Raw genomic sequence first — 24,685 nt, 5'->3', positions numbered from 1 at the left:
GAGTGGTCCTTTAAAGGCTATAAACTTTAGGCTAACACTTAACCACAGAAAGTTTTGACATGCTTCCCCTGAAGAATCTGTACAACACCTTGATGCAATAATTGTTGAGCTGCTTTTCCATTATTTTTAATTGTAGTCAATTCAACTTTATAAGCAATCATCGAATCCTTTTCCAAATTGAAGGATTCTTTAGTAGCATCAGTACAATTTACCGTAAACTCCAACACAGGCACCACAAAATCACCATCTACCACCTGAAAACCATATCGATCAATAGTAAGCTTCTGCCAGTTTTTTGTCGTCGTACCGTCGTCGTCATTTACCAGGACTGATTCAATGTACTTTCTTATATCAAATTCCGGATTTACTTTTTGAATTGCTGCAGATATGTCCTTCGCTATTCCTTCATCAATAGCAATGCCAATCGCCACGCCAGCACCTCCCAATAGCGAATCCATCATGATACCGGCAGCAGCTCCACGACCGGTGAAATATAAGGCTTCGCGTTCGCCATAGTTGACATCAATGAATGACGCGCGCATTTGAGCACACGAGATCAACAAACAACTAACAAGTGAAAATAAAATAATTCTCATAATCAAACTTAATAATCGATCTGATTATCTAAAGGGCACCCATAATATTCCTTATTGTTAACATGTCGTTTCTCCTCAGGAATGGGAGTTCGAATGATGCCGATACAATAGCGCTGATTTTCATACTTCATGACACTTAAAAAGCCGCCACTTTCCAAGTCCTTATCCCAGAATTTTCGTTTGCCTTTTATTTGCATCCGCACACCACAATCTTTAGCCCATAGATCAAACTGTTGTTCCGTTAGATCAAAGCTGACTGACATAAATGGATAATGGCTTTTATCATCTCCAAATAACCAACGAACATTTTGGGTGTCATCCGGCAGCTTTAAGTCATGCCAATACTCCCCTATTTTGAAACACTTTTCAGAAGATGCAAAAACAATTGAACTAAAAAAAAAGGTTATCAAACCTGCGCCAAAAAAAACTTTATTCATTTTGAGAATTCACTCTTCTATAATATGTATAACTTCTTTGGGTAGATCTTTCATAACTATCAAAATTCTGTACTTTAAATATACGCGATGTTGTAGTTATTACCTGTAATCTAGCCCCATCTCCGGAATCATAAAACATCATATGACCATTTGTAACCATCAAGTCCATTTATTGCGCGGATTCCACTGTTAATCAGGCTCTATAATAAGGAGGGCCTTCAGCAGCTAATTTTCTACAAGCAAAACTATAAAAAGCCCAATCAATCACTCGATGAGGCTTTAGGTTATTTTCGAATTTCTAAGTTGAGATAAGAAACCCCAATATTCGTATCAGTGATACTTTAATATCACTGAAAATTTTTATCAAAATCAGGAAGCTCTAGCTCATTTTTTAGCATTAAATAATCAGCCTCGCCGAATGGCCCTTTAACTATTTCATTTTTGTTCAAAAAGTCGTTGTCTTCCTTTTTGATAAGATAATAATAGAGAATTTCCTTATTTAGAGGATTTTCTCTTTTAGCAACAACAAAATTTTCGTCACTTCCTACAGCAATAACTTTAGCATCCACACGTCCTATAGTACTTGAGTGTTCTTTTAATTTACGACTTAAGGTTAAATTATTGTCTTGATCAACCCAGTTAACTTCATAAAACTCATCTTCCCAAATAACTTTTGAATCACATGCCACAAGGAAAAATGACACAAAAAATACTAATAACTTCATATCTACTACCTCTTAAGTGGAGTTCTCCACTCTATTGTCATATGCAAATCACTTGCTTGTTTTCCTATAGGGACAATTCCATATTCACCTAATTGGCGCCCAAAAAATAATGAATTCGCCCCCATAATATTAGTAACGCTGTAATATACGTATCGACCAGTGACATCAGCTACTCCTCCTCCCCCCCAACTGCCTACTGCTTGCTCTGCCAAATTTCCAGTGCTTAATGCTCTTGGCCAAGTGAATTTGTATCCGTAATCCCTCACCTCCGCGCGATCTGAAGGACTCCCCTGATACTTATCATATACATATTTCTCAAAAGCTTTTGCCCCATCACCTTCACTGAATAATTTTGCCATCTTACTGTCAGGTCCAAAATATAAATGCCCTCCCTTACCACTCGACCAATACGCTACTACTTGTGCCGGCGTCATTTGATTCTGGAGCTCTATCCACTTTCTATATTGCTCTTCGGCTGCGTTTGCCTCTATCTCTCCATTCACCGCCTGCAGTAATGCTGATGAAAAAGCTCCATTCGCAAAGACTGGTCGCCTTGACGCGGTTTTTCCGCCTCAACACTATTTTTTCCAGACGCATCAATCAGTTAAGCCACACTTTTTCACAGTGCCAGGCACTCTAGCAAAAAAATTCCCTTGAAACATTTTTTTGCGTGCAAAGGAATTTTTTGCAGCTGCCGAAGGCGTGCGCAGCTTGCTGCGCATGACTGAGGTAGCCCCGCACGGCGGTAGGGTTTGATGGAGAGGGGAACTTGCCCCGTGCGGAACGCACAGGGCTGGACAGGGGCTAACGCCCCTCGATCAGGTGCATGTATGAGGCGGCAACCGCACAGCCCACGCTGGATGCGCTGGTGAGCATTGCCAAGGCGTTGCATGCCAGTCTGGATAATCTGGTCTTTGGTGATGACAACCGCGGCCCGGATGATGAGCCGCGGTTGCAGTTTGAAGCCTTGCAGAACTTCACGCCGGAAGAGAAACAGGTAGCGCGCAGGTGCTAAAGCCTGATTCTCAAGCATGACTCCGGCCGGTTTAACCGGGCTTCGTAAAGCGGCTAAGACAAAAAACAAAACCCCCGGCCAGCACAACTGGTCGGGGGTTTGGGGTGGGCTTTCTCTGCTATTAGAAACTATTTAGTTTCACCAACCAAATCATCTAAACGAACAAACAAACACTCTCCCTCTCCATACAAGCAGTGCATTTTCTTAACTGGCAATTGCTTGCTAACAGGCGTATTGCCATCATCGGCAATCATTACCCATTTACCATCCAATCCGTAGGGAGAATCCCAGATCATCAAGGCATCATTTTCTGCTTGCAAGCTTGGGCCATAACTATCTTTTGCACACTTGGAAAACGCCGCCTCATAATCTGGGGATAATTCGACTATCAAACTTGATGGAAGCGCCTCTCTACCAATCACTAGCAAATACTCTTGACCAACCATAAGAGAAAACGGAGAAGAAAACTTCAATTCTCCCTGAGTGAGTTTCCCTTTGTATGAATGCAGGATATTTGCAGAATAATTAATACCGCAACTGTCATTTAATTTACCCTCATACACAAAGGCTAGCTCCTTGGCCTCAACAACCCGCACATGAATGATTGATGATGCCTTTGATAACGCCCTTGTTTTTGCAACAAGCGATCTCGTTTCTGTAGCAAACGTAGTCGTCGTTACCAATAACAAAATAAGCAACATTTGGGATAAGGGATTAAAAAATTTCATTGGCTATTCTCCTTGCATAATTATCGGCGGCGCGCTCAGCTCTCGGCGTTTGATAGACTCGGCCTTGCCTTGCATTAATGGCCGCTGTCGAGTGATGGCCATACTCGTGAAGGATTGTTAAAACTGCATCTTCTACAGTGTTAACACTACCGGCGTACATTTGAACCCGGCCATTAACCATGGTTCGGCCAGTTTCAGGATTAGGCAACATTCTTTGAACTGCGCCAGCAGTCGGATGAATTTCGTGGACATATTCAAAGGTTAGGCCGCCGGCCAAACCTTCCGGCATGGCTTCAGGGTTTGCAATGAAATACGCATCTACCAACTGACTTGCATCAGCCATATTCACTTCAGCTTGAGACACAGTAAGCGCCATTCCCTTCTTGGCTTTTGCATCAGTCAAATGCTGCGCACCAGTTTCCGCTTCCTGCGGTTGGTTTTCGGGAGGAGTTTTTTCTGAAGTTTTACCGCCGGGCTGATATTTGGATGCAGCCCAACTCATCGCATAAGAGAATGCAGCCGTCGCCGCCCCGTTCGCAAACTTGCCACCGGTCATTTCCGACACAGTACCGCCAATAATAGTAGCAGCAATAAAACCGTTTAGACCGGGGCCAAACTTGGCACCTGCAGCCCCAAATCCTGCGCTGATAAACCCATGCCCGAATTTGCCGCCCTGCATTACCGACATAGTTCCCCCAACCATGCCCTGCGAAAATCCCCATGCCAATTGCCTACCTGCACTAGCAGAAGCAAATGAACCACCAAAACCTTTTGCAACGCCGCTAAATGCTGCACCAGAAACTGCACCTACAAATGCGCCTTTAAGCAGACCTTGCATGTCAGCACCATTTGCTGCCGCTTGCGCAAAGCCCGATACGCCACCAATCAGTGCAGCGCCTTGCATGCCGCATGTTGGACCGCATATGTAAGTGCCAATAATGGTGACAATAACACCAACAAAACTCCTTAAACTGAAATAACCACTTGGATCAGTTGCATTTAGAGGATTATTAAAAACATACGCGTATCGGTTATAGCTCTGCGTATTCGTTGCAGCCTGGATAAAAGGGTCAGCTTGTAAGAAACGAGCAATTCTTGGATCGTAAATACGGCCATTCATATGGATGATGCCAACCGCATCAACCATTTCATGGCCAGTATAGCCTCGCGTGGCGATTGGTTGAGTAAATCCAGTAAGGCTTAATGAAGCCAACATTTGGCTAAGTGATTGTGGAGACCAATTTTCGCCACTACGCCTCAGTCCCCAGGGATCAAAACTTAACGAATGACGAATGTTTCCAACCGCATCGGTAATGACATCTACAGACCCCAAATGATCCAGATAAATAAAAGCTTTATCCTGTGCTATCAGTTGGTTCGTATCTGAGGTCTTATAGGTAAATAACACGGGACCAGCTCTACGCTTCCATTCAATAGTGTTTGTTCCACTTACCTTTATTCTTTCGATATTTCCAAGATAAATAGTTTCTGTGGCGATTCCGTTTACAGTATCCAAACGTTTCCAGCGTGCGCGATCAGCATCATATTTGAACTCGGAAGAGCTTGCACCTTTGCTGATTCTGCTCGCCATGTCATAGCTGGTGTATTCAAATATACGACTATCACCTGATACGACATTACCATTAGCATCGTACTTGTACTCTGCTCCGGCAACAGAGGTGACCGCATGAGGCCCGGCTTGAATACCTGAATAACCATATTGCCCAACACCGGCTTTGTGGTCGATATTTCCGAACCCATCATAAGTTATATCCTGGGCACCACTGCAATTTGGATTTTCAGTTGCACTATTGGCAATTGTTTTGACCAATCGATTAAGTCCGTCATAACAAAAACTTTCTTTTACGTTTTTATTGCCTGTACCGCCAATGAATGGTGATTGGTTATCCCTGTATTTTAGATTACCCAGGGCATCCCATTTATATCCAATATTCTGGATATTAAATACGTTGCCGATGCCTGCGTGCTGAAACAGTAAATTTCCATTTAATGAATCATAGGTTCTGCTGATTGTTGACCCATTACCTAATGACTCACTTGTTACTTGATTGTTTGCATTAACCGCATTGGCCTTTTGAATAACCGCACCTGAGCCAATATCAATTTGTTTTTCAGGATACCCATAAATGTTATATGCCGTTTGTATACCGCTGACCAATAGGGAGCCATTCTGGCTAATAACATTATCCAGGGCATCAAATTCTTTGCTAACGCGCCCAAATCCATCGTAAAAAATACTGGTTTTGAATTCCTGCGTATTTCCGGGGAAAATTCGAGTGGTGCCTGAAGGCTGGCTATAAACATTAAACTGATAAGCTGTTTTCAAACAATTGCTACTTCCAGCAGCACAAGTCGCAATACCACTAACAAGGGCATTGTTAATTGCTGCTGCCGTGATAGTAGTTGCTGTATTCACTACTACTTCGGTCAATTTACCACTGACACCATTCAGTTGACCGCTGGAATTTTTTTCATAAAACCATTGCGTAAATCCTTCAATAGCTCCGCTTGCAAGAATATCTGTACGCCCAACCATACGACCAAGCGAGTCATAAGACATTTTTGTCGCTTGACCCTTCGCATCCCTTTGCTCAATTAGTTCACCGAAGCCGTTGTATTTATAATGCCACCAGCCAGGTCTACCCCAAGCCACTTGGCTACAGGCTATATTTGAATCTCCTGCTTGGGCCCAGGCCGCGCCTTTATCCGGGTCCAGCATCGCTGTTTTCCTACCAAAACTGTCATAACAAATACGAACGCTAAATTCTTTTGAGCCCGATTTTGTTATGACTTTTGATATATCCCCAAATCCGTTGTACTGGTACTCAATTTCTCCTTGCACGTTGTCCTTAACTTTCGTTAATTGACCTAAGCCATTCCTGGTTTCAGTTTTTGTTTGATTTAAATGATTAGTGATAGTGGTTGCATAACCGCTATAAGCGCTCGTCACCTTTGAGCCATCCGCAGCAACAACTTCTGTTATGCGCCCCAGCTTGTCGTATTTGGTAGTTACCCATGCAGATGCTTTGGTATTCACATCACCAAAGAAAGGATTCGATTTACGCAGCACGCGGCCAAGTCGATCATATTCGATGTCCGTATTCGTCCATTGACCATCCATGCTGACCTTACTACTACGCAAGAGTCTTCCTGATCCATCAAAATATTCAATAGATACTCCGCCGCCGCCAGAACGTTTGGTTTGAAAATATTTAGCTCCAGTTGGACAAGCTGTTATACAAAAGCTTGTTGTGGTGCGAACCCAGGCTCCGGTGTTGTCTTTCCTTAAATACTCCTTACCCATTGCATCGTAAAAGCTTTTGGATTCGATATCGTTGATATCTGTGGCCGAAGTAAGCTGACCCAGTTCATTGTATGAATTTAACTTCAATGACTGATTAAGAGAATTACTAGTTGATTTTAAAAATCTACCATTTGTGTCATATACATTTGATACGGTCCTGCTCTCAAGGTTTACGCCATCTTTATTCGCACTGACCTTCTCGGTAATTTTATTTCCCTTAGCATCATAACCATATTCTTTTATGATTTGATTGGACGTTCCTTCGGCAGTAATTTCTTTATAAATAAGCCCACGATGCGGTGTCGCTGAGTAGTATTCAAATCTAACCGTTTTTTCACTAACGACAATATCGTCCAACGTTATCCGTACAAGGCTATCTTTCAATCGTCCCAGACGCTTATCCCAATCCGTTGGGAAATAACTATTATTGGTGTACTTAATTGTTTTTTTACTACTGCCTTCAGTTGTCACTTTAATAGTGTCAACGTTGCCGAATTCTCCGGCCTCCATCGTGGTTTCAGTGGTAATGGTTTGCAAAGGTGTATTACCAACACTACCATCCGAATTCCAGGCAAATGTTCGCTCCACAGTTTTTGTATTGCGCGGCTGATATCGTTTGCTTCCCGCATTCCCTGATGTATAAACGGTCCAGACATTCGCAGCATCGCTAATAATTTCGCCCGCAGGTGTACGAGTAACCGTAGTTTGAGGTGAACCAATAAATGGCCAGTCCTGCCGATAGCGCGTTTCTGTAGATACACCCGTTTGCAGGTCAACGCTGGCAACATATTCAAATCCAAGTATCCCTTTACCGGCAGCCTGCATCCGCATGTGCTTATAAAAATATTCCACACTCACATCCACAATTGCCGCTTTATTTGCTTCTATTTCTGAGGCCGCTAATGTGCTGTTACTTGCTTTGGTAACAACAGACATTGGGCCAGTTACTTCAAGCACTGGCGCATTGACGAGATTGGCACGATCAATTGCTCCTTCTGATAACGTAGTGTATTCACCAAAGGGATCATTGATCGAACGGTAGTAGGCGTCAGCATTAATGTTATACGTTGTGACTGGCTCGCAGATAGGTTCAACATCATACAAAGTGCCATTGTCATCGACTGCATAATTGGGTCCGCATTGAGTCGCAGTTTGACCTACAACTTTGAAACCACCGATTGGAACATAGTGGTTTGAACGACCAATCGGTTCGTAATTCAGCGAGGTTCGATTACCCAATCCATCGGTAATGCTAGTAATATTACTTTGGGATACAAAACCAGTTGCAGAATAGTTTGAAGCAACTGAAAAACCAGTCAGGTGAATATTGGTTGATGTAGCTTTTCCATATTTTGCCACGGCAACTTTATCAACCCAGGCATCTCCATTTACATCAATGAACTGGTATTGATAATAAGGATCCTGATTTTCTTGCAAAACTTCTGCACTACCAAAACGATTCAAGCTGGAATTCCAATACTTCACGTAAAGCTTAACTTGCTCGTCTACTACAGGAACATCACTTGATTGCGAGGTATCACTCCATGTAGTTTCTCCAGTTGGAACATATTCACTATCGCGCCATACAACATCCTGCATACCGTCATGGTTTATATCAACGAAATCGATATTTTGATTTTTGGATAATTTATCGCCCTGAACAAACAGTTGTTGCGGCACAGAAAAACTGGTTCCACTATTTGTACTGTAATACCATTTTTTTGTATTGAAATCATAGAAAGCAATATCAGGTTTGCCATCACCATTAAAATCTGAAGTTTTTAGCCTCGAATAGGCGACAGAATGATTAAAATAATCACTGTGTGTGAATGTATCCTGAGAGCCATTTACAAACACCTTAAGCGCTGAACTCGTGGAACAAAGACGAGTTGGTGACTCATAAGGGCTATAGTGATGATCCCAACAGCGACCAAAGGTGACCCCTGCAAGAATATCCACCTTCCCATCGCCATTAAAATCTGCTAATTGAAAATCAGCAGCACTGAGGTAAACTTTGGTATCAGGTTCGGTTGTAGGTACGTTCAATCGCTGGTAAGTACCACTTGAAAAACGGTAATAAGTCGAACTTGTGGCTAAGGCACCAGGATTTTTTTCCAACTTGTAGATCATTATTCCCGCTTGTGGGTTATCGGTTGGAATAGATTGGGGAATTCCATTGGTATTATCTTCATAAGCAACTATGACATCTATCAATCCATCGGAATTTACATCCCCTAATTTTAAATCTGCCTCATTACGGAATGGTAATTGAATGCTTGACTTCACCAGTTTCCATGATTGGGCAGTAGGTGTGGATAGATACAAAGTCCACCCAGTGGAAAGACGAACCAGAAGATCGTGATGACCATCGCCGTTGTAATCCAGAGTTTCGAATTTTGGAACTTTATTTTGAGGAAGACCTGACTCAAGAACTCCATCCGGACTATCATTCGACACTCCGATATCAAGACGGTAACGAATGTAGCCTTTGGTATCTGACCAAACATAATCCTGAATACCATTGCCATTGATATCTAAAAAAATCTGGTTACTGACAACAACCTTGCCACTATCCAGCGGAATACTTCCAAGATCTTTTCCAAACACTGCAGGGGAAGTCGGATCAAACCAGCCAAATGTTGTAGCGGGGTAGCAATTGGAGAGGGTCCCCATACATTCTGTAATGGAACTCAATCGGGATTGGGCACCAATTCTTGCTGCAGCATAATTATATCCAACGTCATAAATACGCACCGGTGTCGTTTCGGTGTTATAGGTTTTTATTGTTTTTAATCGTTGCGATTGAACTTGTTCATAACCACCTATAAAAAATCTCGTTACGTCATTGCGAGATTCGTAAATAAATTCTATTTTGGCTTCAGGAGTTGCGCTTGATCCATAAGCATAATGAATTTCCGCGATGCGATGATCTATTAAGTTGCCCGCATAAACATAATTAATCGGATTACCAACACTGTCATTAAATTGCTTAAGGCCCCATAACAAAATTGACGTGCCGGCCAGAACTTCCGAACCATCAGCACCACTACCACCAAAATAGCTGGTAGATCCATCTTTTGCTTCCACCGTAAAATAGTCCGGATTCCCGGCTGAGCCACCGAAAGCAGTAATGATGCTAAGATTATCGATTTCGGTGCGATATTTACTGCCTGCACCACCATAAGTTCCTTCAATCAGCATCAACCGCTGACCATCCATGCAAAATCTATCAGTTGCAGTCCAGTTGATAGGGACAGCAATGCCATCTTGCGAAACTGTTTGACGACAGCGACTTATGCTGCTGATACCAAAAAGACCGCCACCTTTTCCTAACAATCCATTTCCATATTGGCTGTTGTAGGTAATAGCAATAGCAGGCTTGACTCCAGCCACTCCATCGGGAATTGCGATAGGAACTGAATAAGTCGCTGCACCGGTTTCATTAACCCTGAACTCTCCAGCAAGACTACCAACCTGCGTTCCAGTAATTATTGGCCTTGCTGTGGACGGAATAGTTTCAATGTAAGTAGCTGGAATGTAATTATTATTAGCTAAGTAGGCGCCCTCCCCTTGATCACCACCATTACCCACAATCAAATCGATTAGGCCATCGCCATTAATATCAGCAACACGCAGTGCCAAAGAACGGTTATTAATATCCTGGAAGGAGTTGGTTGGATAAACGGCAGCCATCACGGGAAGCGATGCACTACTTGAGCTACGTAAAAGTAATGCAATGTCATTGGAGTTCGTCGGGCGCAATAAAACAGAAGTTTCCCCGCTTCCTGCATGACTCCAGACCAAATAATCCGAACCATACTGCAACAAGCGTAACGTTCCAACTGCAACTCTCTGTGCTATTTGCTCTTTGGATAAGATAAATGTTTGCGGCGAAGAATATCCGCCGGATATACCCATTACAGCAAACCCGTTTAGCTGGACCGGTATAGGGGTAGCTATCTCGCCATGTAAAATAAGGAAAAAGGGTTTTTGTAAAAAATAAAAATCATTATCGCCATCACCATCCAGGTCGCCTAAATAGATGTCATGGTTATCGGCTTTGATCTCCGCTGCAAGAACAGGGGTAGCCAACAAAAACAATCCCAAAATAACGCCAATAATTCTTGTTAAAAAAGCAAACATGACAACTCCATTGGTGTGGTACAACAACCCATGATTTTTATGATTTACAACTTCCAAAACACAAACAAAAACCAGGGGGTCTTTCGACCCCCTGGTTTTTTTAACAAAAGTAAACTTTAAATATTAAGCCGGTAGCAATTCTTTTACTGCATCGCGCTCTTCTTGCAATTCTTTTTCAGTCGCTTGCATGCGCGCACGAGAGAATTCGTTGATTTCCAAACCTTGTACGATTTCCCAATCGCCGTTTTTACAAACAACAGGGAATGAATAAATCAGGCCTTTTTCGATACCGTAAGAACCATCGCTGTATACACCCATGCTGGTCCAATCACCCTCTGGAGTACCCAGCGCCCAGTCGCGGATGTGATTGATTGCAGCGTTGGCAGCAGATGCAGCAGAAGAAGCGCCGCGCGCCGCAATGATCGCAGCACCACGTTGTTGTACGGTTGGGATGTAATCTTCTTCGTACCAGGTTTGGTCAACCAGGCTCAATGCTGGTTTGCCATCAACCAAAGTGTTGTGCAAGTCAGGATACTGGGTAGATGAGTGGTTACCCCAGATCAGTGCCTTGGTGATGTTGTTGATACTGGTGCCGGTTTTGGTAGCCAGCTGAGACAATGCACGGTTGTGATCCAAACGGGTCATCGCAGTGAATTGACGTGGATTGATGTTTGGCGCGTTGCGCTGTGCAATCAGAGAATTGGTGTTAGCCGGGTTGCCCACAACCAATACTTTGATGTTGCGTGATGCGTGATCATCAATCGCCTTACCTTGCACAGAGAAGATCGCGGCGTTAGCAGCCAATAAGTCTTTACGCTCCATGCCTGGGCCACGTGGACGTGCGCCTACCAGCAATGCGTAATCGGTGTCTTTGAAAGCAACTGCAGGATCGTCAGTAGTAACAATACCAGCCAACAGCGGGAACGCACAGTCATCCAATTCCATCGCTACGCCTTGCAGGGCTTTCAGCGCGGGGGTGATTTCCAATAATTGCAGGATTACTGGTTGATCTTTACCCAACATGTCGCCAGCGGCGATACGGAACAACAGGGAATAACTGATTTGGCCAGCGGCGCCGGTGACGGTAACTCTTACAGGTGCTTTCACGATGAGACTCCATTTATACGGGTGATATTGGAAAGGAACAGAGGTTGGGCATTGTGTGCCGGATTTTGTAATTTAGACGGGAGGGCATTATAGGCATTTACAGGGAAAATTCACCCTCTTAATGCGTAAGGATGAGAAAGACTCGCAAATTTACCTTATGAGTCTTTCCCACTTAAAGCAGGTTGGTGATTATTAAACCAATGATTGGAAGTGGTTGTCAGGCGCCGGGGCCGCAATCCAGACAAGCCTCTGGCGAAGGGGCGCCTTTATGCAGCTTGTAATTGAGGTCGCGCAATGCGGTACGTACCCCCTCTTCGAGAACGGGATGATAAAAAGGCAATTCAAGGATCTCGCTCACTGTCATGCGCATCTGTATCACCCAGGCTAGTTGGTGAGCGAGATGTTCTGCGGCAGGGCCGAACATCTCTGCCCCCAATAACAGACCAGTGCCCTGCTCTCCATAAACACGCAGCAAGCCGTGATTTTTATTCATGACGCGAGCGCGCCCCTGGTCTTCAAAGCTGACTTCACCAATTGCATAGCAGTTGCTGCAGTTGCGCCTGATTTCTTCCAGATTCTGTCCAACACTCGCGATCTGCGGATCGGTAAACACAATACTCAATGGTGTTCTGCGCAAACCCGCGCGCACATCATCGGGATTTTTCAATGAGCGTCCGGCATTACTGCCCGCAATACGCCCTTCATCTGCAGCCTCATGTAACAATGGAATATCATTGGAAACATCGCCAGCGATATAAATCGAAGAGGAGCCGCACTGTCCTGTATGCCGGCTATGAAATGGAATACCTTTTTGATCCAATTCCAGATCTGCATTTTCCAAAGCCAGCGCATCAATATTCGGGCGACGCCCGGTTGCAGCAAGCACAAAATCAAAGCGTTCCTCAATCATTCCTTTTTCGCGGTGCCGATATTCAACAATCACCGAATCTTTTTCAGCGCGCACCTTATTAATATCTGCATTCAAGTCCAGACAAAATTCATGATTGAATTCTAAATCCGCATAGCTACTGATCGCAGGATCTTTAATAAACGCAAGTTCACCACTTTTACCAAATACTGCGACGCGCACGCCTAATCGGCTCAGCGCCTGCCCCAGCTCCAATCCAATAACGCCGGGGCCGAAAATTGCAATGGATTCAGGCAGATCATCCAACTCAAACAAGTCATCACTAATCAACACACGCTTACCGACATCTTGAAGGAAGTCGGGAATAACTGGTGCAGAACCCGTAGCGATAACAATACGCTCGGCGCTCATATGCGATACGGAACCATCTGCGCCGGTTAATTCAAGTTCTCGGGTAGAAATAAATTTAGCCTGGGCTTTTACTTTGTGTTCCGCAGGAAAATCATTAATGGAATCAACAACAAAACCAACAAATCTATCGCGTTCGCTTCTGATGCGGTTCAGTACCGCTGGACCATCTATAACAGGTGCTTGATAATCGACACCGAAAACGCCATTTTGACTGGCGTGATGTGCATGGTCAGCAGCCGCAATCAATAATTTACTGGGCATACAACCAACACGTGCGCAGGTTGTTCCGTAGGCATTCCCTTCAATCAGGACCAGGTTATCAGTGTACTTTCGCGCTTCGCGGTAAGCGCTCAAACCAGCAGTGCCCGCTCCAATAATGGCTATATCGACGTGACGTGTTTTCATTTAATCCTCGTAACAGAAAAACGTCACTTACCATATAAATTCACTCCATTTCATTCGGTGCGACAACACACATACCACACCTACCAAGGCGATCAAGCAAGTCAAAACTAAATCCCCATATACGACAAAAGCCGCTTAGCGGCCTTTGAAAACAAAACTCACTTATCGGTCAGATTACTTTATTGCTCATAACGCTTTACTAATGCCTGATATAGTTCATCTTTAAATTCCGGCTTGGTTGTATCGAGGCGTTGCACGGCTTCAACCAAATGCTCGTTATCTTCGCGACCATCGTGCCAATGCTTGCGGTAGCTACCGTCTTTATAGCCGTGATCCTGGCGGAAAAAATTCAATACGTTTTTCCCCACGTAACCGCGATAGAGTTGCTCGAAACTCATATTTACACTAGCCATCAGACGCGCAAATAATCCAATGTGGAATTGGCGGTCGCCAAGCGTGGCGGCGACAAACTTTTCCAGATCGAGGCGGAAATCTTTTTCGTCGGTGGAGATAACCAGCTCTTTTTCTATCTTGGTAATAATGTCATCCAGCGAAGCGCCGGATTGCAGTTGGATACTTAAACCGAAATGCCAGATATCGATTAGCTCAAGCGCAACTTGTTCTGTATCCGGCGATTGTTTTTTCCACCACTTCCAACCGTAATGATCCATCAACTCGGCACACTCAACCCAGATGGCGCGATACCATTCGTAGCCTTGTTGTTGCCAGTTAGCATTCACTTTGTTGTTCATTGCATTTTGCAATTCGAGCATGATTTTTATTTGTTGAGCATTCATGGTGAGGCCTTACCTGTTGGGGCAGTTGTTTGCTGCACCCTGCTTTGTTTAATTTTATGGGCGCAGCAAGCGGCGCCCCTACGGATTAAATGTGTTTTGGGCACGGCGAGTAGCGCCCCTATGGTTTGAATTTTATTTGGGCGCGGCAAGCAGCGCCCCTACATTCAGCCTGGTAAATATTGTTTTGCTTTGTTAAACAAACGATAAAAATTTTCGGTCGTTCTTTCGGCAAGTTCCTCCAGCGGAATGCCACGCACGTCCGCCACGAATTGCGCAACTTCGCGTACGTACTTTGGTTCATTAGGTTTACCGCGATAAGGAATCGGTGCGAGATACGGCGAATCAGTTTCGACCAACAAACGATCCAGCGGCATATTGCGCACCACATCGCGGATTTGCTCGGCGGTTTTAAAGGTAACGATACCGGAAATGGAAATGTAGTAATTCAAATCCAGCGCGGCTTTTGCCATATCCCAATCCTCAGTAAAGCAATGCAACACGCCGCTGTATTCGAGGCTGCCGTGCTCTTTGATCAAGGCTAGCGTATCGGCTTTGGCTTCGCGGGTATGTACAACAACAGGCAAACCGATTTGTTTGCCCACACTTAAATGCAGCGCAAAACTTTCATGTTGGATATCTTTACTTTCGGTCTCGTAGTGATAATCCAGGCCCGTTTCACCCAGCGCAACAACTTTGGGCTGCGCTGCCCAATTGATTAATTGCTCTGCGGTTGCAGCGCCCTCTTTCACATCGCATGGGTGAACGCCAACAGAGGCAACAACACGCGGATGTGCCTGGGCAATATCGATCACGGTTTGGATATTTTCCAAACTAATCCCGATACACAGCATTTGCTGTATGCCACGCTCATGGGCAGCGGAGATAGCAGCACTCAAGTCGCCGTTGTAGGGATCGAGTTTGATTCGATCAAGATGGCAGTGGGAGTCGATTAGCATGGGCACATCCAATAACAAGAGGCAAAAACCGGGTACAGAAATAACAAAGCCAGGCATAACCTGGCTTCGCAGAAACTCAGTGGAGCGGATTTTACATGTTGAACCAGTTACATGGTATGGGTAGGTTTGTCTGAACTCAGCATGCCTGCCAAATAAGTCTCTATCTTGTTAATCGCAGTATTGTCCTGATCACTGAACTGTACGCCAATTCCGGCCGCGCGGTTACCCTGCGCGCCTTTCGGGGTCACCCATACGACTTTACCGGCTACCGGGATTTTTTCCGGCTCATCCATCAGGCTCAACAACATAAACACTTCATCACCCAACTTGTAGCTTTTGTTGGTGGGAATAAACATGCCGCCATTTTTAACAAAGGGCATATAGGCTGCGTAGAGAACAGCTTTATCTTTAATCGTCAGAGAAAGTATGCCGTTACGGGCACCACCGCCAATCGGTTGCATAACAAATCCTGGTTGTTGTTTTATCAGGTCACAATCATGAATGAGGTCGAACACTAATAGATTAGCTGACTAGTGTCCAGACGCCATCGCACGATTCGTGCTGGCGCGCAACAAAGCGCCCCAATCGAGCAATAATTCCTCTAATAACAATTGCTTATTGGGGTTTGCTCCACTTAATAATTGCCTTTTCGAGAGCAGGATTTTTTCGATATAGCGATGCAAAAGCGGCAAATTGAGTTGACTCAAACGCTCGCGCCATTCCACCGGTGCCTGCTCCATTTGCACATCATCGGTACCAACCCGCCAGCGGGCGATGCTGTGCAGCAAACCGAGAAACCACTCCATAAAGCCATGCACATCACCAGTATGCCACTGGGCCGCCAGTTCAATGGCCGATAGTTGGCCCAGGCTTAATCGCACAAACTGGTGCAATACCTGCTCACGCTGCTCCAGGGCATCGCCCTGCAACAGGCCTAAGGCGCTTAATGGCGCGCCGCGTGCAGCGACAAGGAGCGTCTCCGCCCTGGCATTACTACCGACTAATAATGGCGACAACCAATGCAACACCTGCTCGGTGCGTGGCATAGGGAATTTACGCAATTGGCAACGGCTGCGAATAGTAGGTAATACCGAGCTTGGACTGTGGGTAACAAGGATGAGCAAGGTATTAGCCGCAGGCTCTTCGAGCGATTTCAGCAAAGCATTGGCAGAATTACCATTCATCGCCTCTGCCGGCTCAATAATTACCACTTTATAACCGCCCTGCTGTGCGGTTTTGCCGAGCGATTCAGTCAGCTCACGCACCTGATCAACCTTTATCGCCTTACCCTCTTCTTCAGGCTCCAGCCATACCAGGTCAGGATGGGTGTGTGCTTTGTTTAGTTCGCACCCGCGACATTTACTGCAAGGAGTGCCTTCAACAGGCGATTGGCACAACAGCAACTGCGCCAGCGCATCCGCCAGATGACGCTTGCCGATCCCCTTGGGGCCGGCAATCATCATCGCGTGTGGCAGTTTTTGCGCTGCAATCTGCTGCACCAACTGCTGCCATTCACTTAATTGCCAAGGGTATGGATGGGCGGGAAAGTCACTCATGGCATCACTCATTTAGCTCGAACTGAATAAAAGATTGGGCAAGCTTAGCAAATTTGCGATAATCCGCGCCCGCTTAATTCAGCTTCAGGCTCTGTAGATGACCGACTCCCAGCTCGACATTTTATACCTCGACGAGCATTTGCTCATTGCCAACAAGCCTGCGGGATTACTCTGTGTGCCTGGCAAAGGCCCGGATAAACAGGACTGCCTCTATAATCGTGCGCTGAAATTTAACCCTAATGCCCGCGTAGCACATCGCCTCGATCAAGGCACATCAGGCATTGTGATGTTTCCACTCAATTATCTGACACTGAAAAACCTGACCCGCAAATTCGAAGCGAGGGAAATCCATAAGCGCTATATCGCCGTTGTGGATGGACTGGTTGTGGAAAATGGAGGTGAAATCAAGTTGCCGCTGATTTGCGACTGGCCGAATCGCCCGCTGCAGAAAGTCTGTTTCGAGAGCGGCAAAGCGGCCCATACGCGCTATCAGGTGCTGGAAAGGAATGTGGAAAAGAAGACAACCCGCGTACTGTTGGAGCCTGTCAGTGGCCGCACCCATCAACTGCGTGTCCACATGTTAAGCCTTGGCCACCCCATGCTGGGCGACGGCCTCTATGCCCCTGAAGATACACTGGCCAAAGCACCGCGCTTGCTCTTGCATGCCCAGGAGTTGTGGTTGGATCACCCAATTACCGGCGTCGAAGTTCGCGTACAGGCGACACCGGACTTTTAACCGATCAATTGACTCAATACGGTATCGATTTCCGTCTGCACTTCCGCCAGCGTCTTACCCGCATCGACCAACGCATAGCGCTCGGGCGCAGTTTCAGCTCGCTGACGATAAGCCGCACGTACGCGCTCAAAGAATACGATCGCTTCACTTTCGAACCGATCCAACTCGCCGCGCTGGCGGGCGCGATTCAGGCCAAGTTCCACATCAATATCAAGAATCAAGGTTAAATCCGGTCGCAATTCGCCCTGCACCAACTGTTCAAGCTGCTCGATAATAGACTTATTCAGACCCCGCCCCCCCCCCTGATAGGCATAAGTCGCATCGGTAAACCGGTCACTCAATACCCAGGCACCGCGCGCCAGGGCTGGTTTGATAACGCGCGCCAGATGTTGCGCGCGTGCGGCAAACACCAATAACAGCTCCGCGGTTTCATCTACGGCTTCACCACGCTTGCTCAGTAAAAGACCGCGCACCTCTTCCGCCATAGGCGTACCACCGGGTTCGCGGGTCACCACTACTTCAATGCCACGGGCAATCAGCCAATCGCGGACAAACGCCAAATTGGTGCTTTTTCCTACACCTTCAGTGCCTTCAATTGTGAGAAATTTGCCGCGCTGCATAGTCTTCACTTCATCAAAAAATTTAATCGGGTTACGCATTCCTTCCCTAACAGGGAGCGCGTATCATACCTGCTTTTTCCACAAGGGAGACTTGCAATGATCACTCTACATACTAACTACGGCGATATTGTTATCGAACTGGATTTTGAAAAAGCGCCGAAAACTGCCGCTAACTTTAAACAATATGTTGAAGAAGGTTTTTACAACGGCACTATTTTTCATCGCGTTATCGACGGTTTTATGATTCAAGGTGGCGGTTTTACCGAAGACTTTGAACAGAAAGAAACCCGCGACCAAATTGAAAATGAAGCTGATAACGGTTTACAAAATTTGACCGGTACTTTGGCAATGGCGCGCACCAACGATCCTCACAGTGCAACTGCCCAGTTCTTTATCAATGTTAAAGACAACAGCTTTTTGAATCACTCCGGCAAAAATTCGTCTGGTTGGGGTTACTGCGTATTCGGCAAAGTGACCGACGGCATGGATGTAGTGAATAAAATTAAAGCAGTAAAAACTGGCAGCAAAGGTTTCCATCAAGACGTACCAAAAGAAGCTGTCATTATTCAAAGCGCTACGATTGCTTAACAGTTATCGCTTAATATGCAAACACTCTTTATTTCGGATTTACATCTCCACGAATCACGCCCGCAGATCACGCGGGCGTTTTTTCATTTTTTGCATACCCGGGCAATCCATGCTGAAGCGCTTTACATTCTCGGCGATTTTTTCGATGTCTGGATTGGTGATGATGACGACACGCAACTTCTGCAAGACGTCGCCAATGAATTATTTGCGCTGAAAGAAAAAGGGGTGGCGATTTATTACATGCACGGCAATCGCGACTTTTTGCTGGGAAATGACTATGCAAGCAAAGCAGGAATGACGTTAATTCCCGATGGCACTGTTATCGATTTATACGGCACACCCACACTGCTGATGCACGGCGACAGTCTCTGTACCAGTGATGTTGCATACCAACAATTTCGCAACATGGTACGCAGCGCGCCATGGCAAGACCAATTTCTTGCGCAATCAATTACTGCACGACGCGCTATCGCTGCGCAGTTGCGGGAAAAAAGTGAAAGCATGAACAGCATGAAAGCGGATGATATTCTGGATGTCACTCCTGCCGAGGCCCAAAGACAAATGGAAGCTGCTGGCGTAACCCGCCTGATCCACGGCCACACTCATCGACCTGCACGCCATCTGCTCATTACTAACGGCAAACCTGCAGAACGTATTGTTCTCGGTGACTGGCATGACTCTGGCTGGTGCATTCGAGCAGATGAAAACACTATCGAATTGTTTGACTGGAAAATTTAAAAATACAAAACAATTAAACCAAATTATAAAAAGTCGCCGCAGGATTAAGTCTTATGACAATTGAAGGCACTAACGACCAACCCATCACCAATCAACATAGCGCTCAACGGCAAAATATTCACCCCGAAGCCGACAGTCTCTGTCAAATCGCCAGGCAGCAAATAGTTCAGCGTGAATATTCAATGGCAATGGCGTCATTCCAGCAGGCTGTAAAGATTTCACCTGCTTGTATTAGCGCCTTTCTCGGTATGGCTGAATTGTTCAAACTCCATGGAAACTACAATCACGCTCTGCAAGTACTTAGCCATGCATTGAAAATTGAACCGGATAACTCGCTGGTTCGCCGGCAAATGACACCGTTACTAGCCGAATTAACGCCCGCCAGCTTTAGCGTGGAATTGGAGCGGGATTTAATACAGTGCATCAATGAGCCGAATATAGATCACCAGTTACTTGCACGAGTAACAAGTGCTCATTTGAGTAATAAATATCCTGATTCAACACTATTCAATATCACCAATATTACTCCGCAGCTATTGCAATCACTTGCAACTGATCCATTATTTTTATCGTATTTAACCCGCTGTATTAATACTCACGCAGGTATCGAACGCTGGTTGATACAGATTCGCAAGACACTTCTACTGACCAGATTATTGCCCGCAGATAATCACGCCCACAATTATAGCGAGCTCGTATGTGCACTCGCGCTGCAATGTTTTGCTAACGAATATGTATTTGCAGTCAGTGATGACGAAGAGCAACTATTGGCTAGTATCGAAAGGGAAATTCGCACATCGGCTACCCAGACAATATTCACATTGCTGCTAGCATGCATGTATCGTCCGCTGTTTGATTTTGCAGACCAACAGATATCATTTGAGCAACAACCGAATATTTATCTTGAGCTATTAATAAAACGCACCTTGTCAGATCTTCAGCAAGAGCAGCAATATCAAAATAGCTTTCCGTGCATCGGTACAATCGCCAGTAGTAAAAGCACAAGCAGCATTTCGGATAAGGTGCGCAACCAATATGAAGAAAACCCATACCCGCGCTGGCAAGTTCCACCAGCACCGGTACAAATACCGCTAACGCAAATATTGCGACAGCTTCCCGGCATTAAGCATCAAAATTTATCTAACGATAAGATCTCGGTATTGGTTGCGGGTTGCGGCACAGGTTTTGAACCTATTGAACTCGCGCGCATGGACAAAAGTGCACAGATTACAGCATTGGATTTAAGCAGTAAAAGTCTCGCTTACGCCAAACGTATGACCAATGAATTACGAATTTCAAATGTGGACTTTATTCAAGGCAATATTCTGGACGCGGCTCAACTAAATAAAAAATTCGATCTTATTAATAGTACCGGCGTACTGCATCACATGGAAAATCCGCAAACCGGATGGCAGGCATTATGCGGAATTCTGAAACCTGGCGGCGTTATGCGTATCAGTTTGTACAGCGAAATTGCACGCCGCCGCATTGTTCTCGCTCACCAACGCATTAATGAATTACAACTCGGCAACTCCAACAAAGACATTAAAATATTTCGCGATCATGTCTTCTCACAACCTGCAGGATCACCATTAGCCGAGCTTGCCCACAGCGACGATTTTTATAGCCTGAGTGGTTGTCGGGATTTACTTTTTCATGTGCAGGAGCATCGCTTCACATTGCTACAGCTAAAAACGATGATCGCGCAGTTGGGCTTGGCAGTAGTTGGTTTTGATGCCTCCACGTGGGCTCGCCAACAATTCAATCAGCAGCATTCGCAAGCAGAAGCCGCACTCGATTTAGAGAAATGGCACGAATTTGAGATTCAATATCCGGATACGTTTGTTGGCATGTATCAACTTTGGCTGCAAAAAAATTAGCCCCGCAAGTTGAACCTGCGGGGCTAATTTTGACCGACTATTGTTGAGCATCTATGTAATTGCTATCAATTTCGATTACGGCTCGTCATCATGTACAAACCACCGACAATGACAAAAACCGGCCACCAGGTCCAAAAAGACAAATCGAGTAGAAACAACAGCGAAACAAAAATAATTGCCCCTGCCGACACTAACGAGTTGGCAACGGACGCATTGAATCCCTCTTTACGATAAAAACTGAATGCCTGCTGCAATGGGCCTATGGCTGCCAACAAAATAAAAAATGCCCACCAATTATGAAAATCCAAAAAAAACAACTCGAAACCAAGGTTGCGCGCTAACAATAGCCCACCGATCACAACAACAGCCAGCCCCAAAGGCCAGCCGCTTGAGGTGAATCTATTCCTTTTGGTAGTAGATGGTAATAAATCGTTTTCATCAGGGTTGGGCATAACTAACTCCTTGGATTATTGATGCACCTTGTTGGACATCATAAACCGAGGAATAGATTCACGTACATATCAATGTTTTAAAACATCTTCTGCTGCGTTTACCAGGAAGATATAACTTGCCGCCAGATTAACCACGTATTCATTCTCACCCCAGAAGAAAGGCCAGTCTTCGTGATTCTCGGGATAGTCAGGTTTCAAAATCAGGATACCCGGAACAATCCCGCCGGAAATAAACGAAAAATCAGCGCGATTCATCCCATATGCCACTTCTTTGGAGCGAGTTCCTACATTTGATACTAACGACAAGTTGTGCGCAGGATGAGTACCATACAGAAAGTTCAAACCTTGCAACACCGACTCGCGACCAACCAACTCCGGAAATGCTTTATGGATATAGTAATTATTAATTGAATTGCGGATTACCCAACCACTACCCGCCCAACCGCCTTCAGTAATTGGCACCCCAAATGGATTTTTGGATTCTGCCTCAATCAATTCTTTTTGATAGGTTTGCGCCGCCGCTTTTACCCGTTGTTTAAATCCATCCGACATATGTGGCATTGCACGAATAAACCAGGAAGCGGTATAGCCAAACTCTACTGTGGCAAGTAGTTTTTCCACTGCACTCGCGTATTGCGCTTCGCCGGTAGTCATCAGCAACTCTGTCGCCGCTTTTAATTGCTCGTGCTCCAACTTTCCACCGGTGGTATTGCCATAAGAAAACATGCCAGGCTTTGGTTTAGCTTGTTCGTCCTGCCATACTTTTTTCGCTGTAGCCAAACACTCTTGGGCAAGCGCATTGTTGTAGCCTGTAAGTGCACGGCTTGCGGCGGCGAGCGCAGCAGCAGAACCATAATTTAACGACGATGACTTACTGGTAAATGCCCAACGATCATCAAATTTTCCGCTTTTGAAACCATCTGTTTCCAGCTCGGATTTTTTTGGATCGTAAATTAAATTATCGGTTTTGGTGATGCCATCCCCTAAATGGTGGTATTGATCAATATGTGCTTCGACAATTCCCGGAATTGCATGGCCCACCGCACGATGCTGTGCAATTAATGCGAGCGTGCCATGTTCGATTTGTTGCAACACATCAGGCTTGCCATCTTCCGTGTGCAGATCAACAAACTTGCGTGCGTAGTCCACGCTTGTGGTATCGCGCTTCAACTCAAAGGTTTCCCACGCAGTTACCAGCGTATTAACGACATCATATTGGGTTTGGGTGCGAATATCGTAATCACCGGCATCGTACCAACCGCCAATATTTAAACCGGGAATATGCTCGCCGGGTTTGTAAGGCGTATCGGTCGTTGGCCCCTGCGCATAGAGATCAAAATGTTCGTGACTAACCGGCGCTTGCAAAGCATCATCCAAATGCGAAGCACCATGCCATATACGATAAGCTTCATTCACCGTCATATGGTCCATCTGCACCGGTAAATACATATCCAATGTTGGATGCCATGCGCTTTGGTAAACCGATTTGTCGATACGGAAACTGTGGGTATCCTGATCGCCATAGCGAATTAAATACAAACCCGGTTCTTGTATTTTGCTGAAATCAAATTGGCAATATTCGTAACGCAAATATTTTCCCCAGCTTTTGGGTTTTTCACTGAATACCGTTTTGCGTGTGCCATCGGAATTAATTCTTACCAGACTTGCTTTTTGGATTTTTCTATCGCGTGCATCCAATTCAATAACAGCTACTTTTTTCTGCGCAGGATGGTAACCGACTTGCGAGTGGGCAATCATGGGTTCACGCAGCCAATTTTTTTCGGTAGCCGCATCAATTTGCCACTCGATTACCGCTCCGGTTTTATTGGCCGGGATTTTACTGCGCACAACAAACCAGCCGTTCTGTGCCTTGCCACGCCCATCGTAAAGCTCCAGAGGTGAACCATTGGTTTGAATGCTGACACGACGTTTGGAATCTTCTGGCGCGAGCACTAATCTCTGCCCTTGTGCGAGTGCTACAGGGTTCGCTTTATTATTAATTTCTTTTAACCCGGTGGGATAAACAGGAAAACCGCCAGCCTGATCATCCATTAGAAAAGATTTATGAAAATAAGCTGCAGGCAAAAATTCCAGATTAAAACCAGCTTTACCCTCAAGGGATTTGGGCAGCGGTTTTGGCAAATTAACCGTCAGCCGAACACCAGCCGCGTTTTTTATTACCTTAATGGAAAAATCGAATTGTTGCTCGGGGTAATGCAAAAATGCTTCGATGGATTGTTCCGCGTGATTCACTTTGCGCTCTTTGAACATAGGCGTCATATCCCACTGTTCTGGCGTCGCATTCAGGCGCACATCACCATTGGTCACGGTGCGTTCACCGTGGTGAATCAGTTCGACACCACTGGTTTTTGAATCGCTAAACAGTCCATCGTACCAATTACTAAATACCAGCACGTTAAGGCCGGGCTTTTCAAAGTAGTCTTTGTCATTAAGGGCAAGACCATTTTTTGCCTGAACCGGCAGGGTAAGGGAAACAAACAAAATAGCGAGAAAACCTCGCCATTGACCGGGTTGATAAGCCATGTGTAGCTCCTGATTATTATTAGCACAGACTTATAGTCTAATTGCACATAACATACCG

Annotated in this window: 20 protein-coding genes; 5 read left to right on the top strand and 15 right to left on the bottom strand. The window is 45.4% G+C overall.

The genetic code is table 11. The features are described from left to right. Positions 1–38: 38 nt before the first annotated feature. From AC1RJL_RS16535 to AC1RJL_RS16520, 4 genes are all read right to left on the bottom strand, one after another. The gene (locus tag AC1RJL_RS16535; RefSeq protein WP_492916011.1) at positions 39–542 is read right to left on the bottom strand and encodes a hypothetical protein; all 504 of its coding nucleotides are present in this window, start codon (positions 540–542) and stop codon (positions 39–41) included. Positions 543–604: 62 nt separating this feature from the next. Then, on the bottom strand, positions 605–1,033 hold the full coding sequence (locus tag AC1RJL_RS16530) for a hypothetical protein (RefSeq protein ID WP_492916009.1): 429 nt from the start codon (positions 1,031–1,033) through the stop codon (positions 605–607). A gap of 347 nt (positions 1,034–1,380) precedes the next feature. Continuing rightward, positions 1,381–1,758, bottom strand: coding sequence for a DUF3997 domain-containing protein (locus tag AC1RJL_RS16525; RefSeq protein WP_492916007.1), 378 nt, complete (start codon positions 1,756–1,758; stop codon positions 1,381–1,383). Positions 1,759–1,763: 5 nt separating this feature from the next. Then, positions 1,764–2,117, bottom strand: a complete 354-nt coding sequence (locus AC1RJL_RS16520; RefSeq protein WP_492916005.1) for a hypothetical protein — start codon at positions 2,115–2,117, stop codon at positions 1,764–1,766. Between the two features lie 467 nt (positions 2,118–2,584). Here AC1RJL_RS16520 and AC1RJL_RS16515 point away from each other — a divergent pair, with 467 nt between their 5' ends. After that, entirely contained in the window at positions 2,585–2,773 is a 189-nt protein-coding gene (locus AC1RJL_RS16515; protein WP_492916003.1) for a hypothetical protein, read from the top strand. 128 nt (positions 2,774–2,901) lie between these two features. On the opposite strand, the gene AC1RJL_RS16510 is transcribed toward AC1RJL_RS16515, so the two are convergent. The 8 genes from AC1RJL_RS16510 to AC1RJL_RS16475 form a co-directional block, all read right to left on the bottom strand. Continuing rightward, positions 2,902–3,501, bottom strand: coding sequence for a hypothetical protein (locus tag AC1RJL_RS16510; protein ID WP_492916001.1), 600 nt, complete (start codon positions 3,499–3,501; stop codon positions 2,902–2,904). Further along, entirely contained in the window at positions 3,488–10,969 is a 7,482-nt protein-coding gene (locus AC1RJL_RS16505) for an FG-GAP-like repeat-containing protein (protein WP_492915999.1), read from the bottom strand. The genes AC1RJL_RS16510 and AC1RJL_RS16505 overlap by 14 nt, the downstream gene beginning before the upstream one ends. 123 nt (positions 10,970–11,092) lie before the next feature. After that, complete coding sequence (locus AC1RJL_RS16500; protein ID WP_492915997.1) at positions 11,093–12,076, bottom strand: malate dehydrogenase; 984 nt, start codon at positions 12,074–12,076, stop codon at positions 11,093–11,095. A gap of 217 nt (positions 12,077–12,293) precedes the next feature. Then, a complete protein-coding gene (locus tag AC1RJL_RS16495; RefSeq protein WP_492915995.1) occupies positions 12,294–13,760 on the bottom strand; it encodes a dihydrolipoyl dehydrogenase in 1,467 nt (488 codons plus the stop codon). A gap of 179 nt (positions 13,761–13,939) precedes the next feature. After that, entirely contained in the window at positions 13,940–14,557 is a 618-nt protein-coding gene (locus tag AC1RJL_RS16490; RefSeq protein ID WP_492915993.1) for a dUTP diphosphatase, read from the bottom strand. 164 nt (positions 14,558–14,721) lie between these two features. Further along, positions 14,722–15,513, bottom strand: a complete 792-nt coding sequence (locus AC1RJL_RS16485; RefSeq protein ID WP_492915991.1) for a TatD family hydrolase — start codon at positions 15,511–15,513, stop codon at positions 14,722–14,724. A 107-nt stretch (positions 15,514–15,620) separates the two neighbouring features. Further along, positions 15,621–15,974, bottom strand: a complete 354-nt coding sequence (locus AC1RJL_RS16480; protein WP_310070574.1) for a PilZ domain-containing protein — start codon at positions 15,972–15,974, stop codon at positions 15,621–15,623. A gap of 69 nt (positions 15,975–16,043) precedes the next feature. Then, positions 16,044–17,069: a DNA polymerase III subunit delta' gene (locus AC1RJL_RS16475; protein ID WP_492915988.1), complete on the bottom strand. Its 1,026-nt coding sequence runs from the start codon at positions 17,067–17,069 to the stop codon at positions 16,044–16,046. A gap of 97 nt (positions 17,070–17,166) precedes the next feature. On the opposite strand from AC1RJL_RS16475, the gene AC1RJL_RS16470 reads away from it, so the two are divergent. Further along, the gene (locus AC1RJL_RS16470) at positions 17,167–17,805 is read left to right on the top strand and encodes a pseudouridine synthase (RefSeq protein WP_492915986.1); all 639 of its coding nucleotides are present in this window, start codon (positions 17,167–17,169) and stop codon (positions 17,803–17,805) included. On the opposite strand, the gene tmk is transcribed toward AC1RJL_RS16470, so the two are convergent. Continuing rightward, a complete protein-coding gene (tmk, locus tag AC1RJL_RS16465) occupies positions 17,802–18,425 on the bottom strand; it encodes a dTMP kinase (protein ID WP_492916599.1) in 624 nt (207 codons plus the stop codon). The genes AC1RJL_RS16470 and tmk overlap by 4 nt on opposite strands. 96 nt (positions 18,426–18,521) lie before the next feature. On the opposite strand from tmk, the gene AC1RJL_RS16460 reads away from it, so the two are divergent. The 3 genes from AC1RJL_RS16460 to AC1RJL_RS16450 are packed head-to-tail and all read left to right on the top strand — an operon-like array spanning position 18,522 to position 21,631. After that, positions 18,522–19,013: a peptidylprolyl isomerase gene (locus AC1RJL_RS16460; protein WP_492915984.1), complete on the top strand. Its 492-nt coding sequence runs from the start codon at positions 18,522–18,524 to the stop codon at positions 19,011–19,013. A gap of 15 nt (positions 19,014–19,028) precedes the next feature. After that, entirely contained in the window at positions 19,029–19,751 is a 723-nt protein-coding gene (locus AC1RJL_RS16455; protein WP_492915982.1) for a UDP-2,3-diacylglucosamine diphosphatase, read from the top strand. 53 nt (positions 19,752–19,804) lie between these two features. Then, entirely contained in the window at positions 19,805–21,631 is a 1,827-nt protein-coding gene (locus AC1RJL_RS16450; protein ID WP_492915980.1) for a methyltransferase domain-containing protein, read from the top strand. 65 nt (positions 21,632–21,696) lie between these two features. Here the strand turns inward: AC1RJL_RS16450 and AC1RJL_RS16445 are convergent, their stop codons facing one another. Beyond that, positions 21,697–22,083, bottom strand: coding sequence for a LiaF transmembrane domain-containing protein (locus AC1RJL_RS16445; protein ID WP_492915979.1), 387 nt, complete (start codon positions 22,081–22,083; stop codon positions 21,697–21,699). A 69-nt stretch (positions 22,084–22,152) separates the two neighbouring features. Continuing rightward, positions 22,153–24,627 carry a glycoside hydrolase family 9 protein gene (locus tag AC1RJL_RS16440; protein ID WP_492915977.1) on the bottom strand — a complete coding sequence of 825 codons (2,475 nt, stop codon included), beginning with the start codon at positions 24,625–24,627 and terminating at the stop codon, positions 22,153–22,155. Between the last annotated feature and the right edge of the window lie 58 nt (positions 24,628–24,685).

Source organism: Cellvibrio sp. GW822-FHT04B05, assembly GCF_058800985.1.
This window is presented reverse-complemented; position numbering and strand designations above follow the sequence as displayed.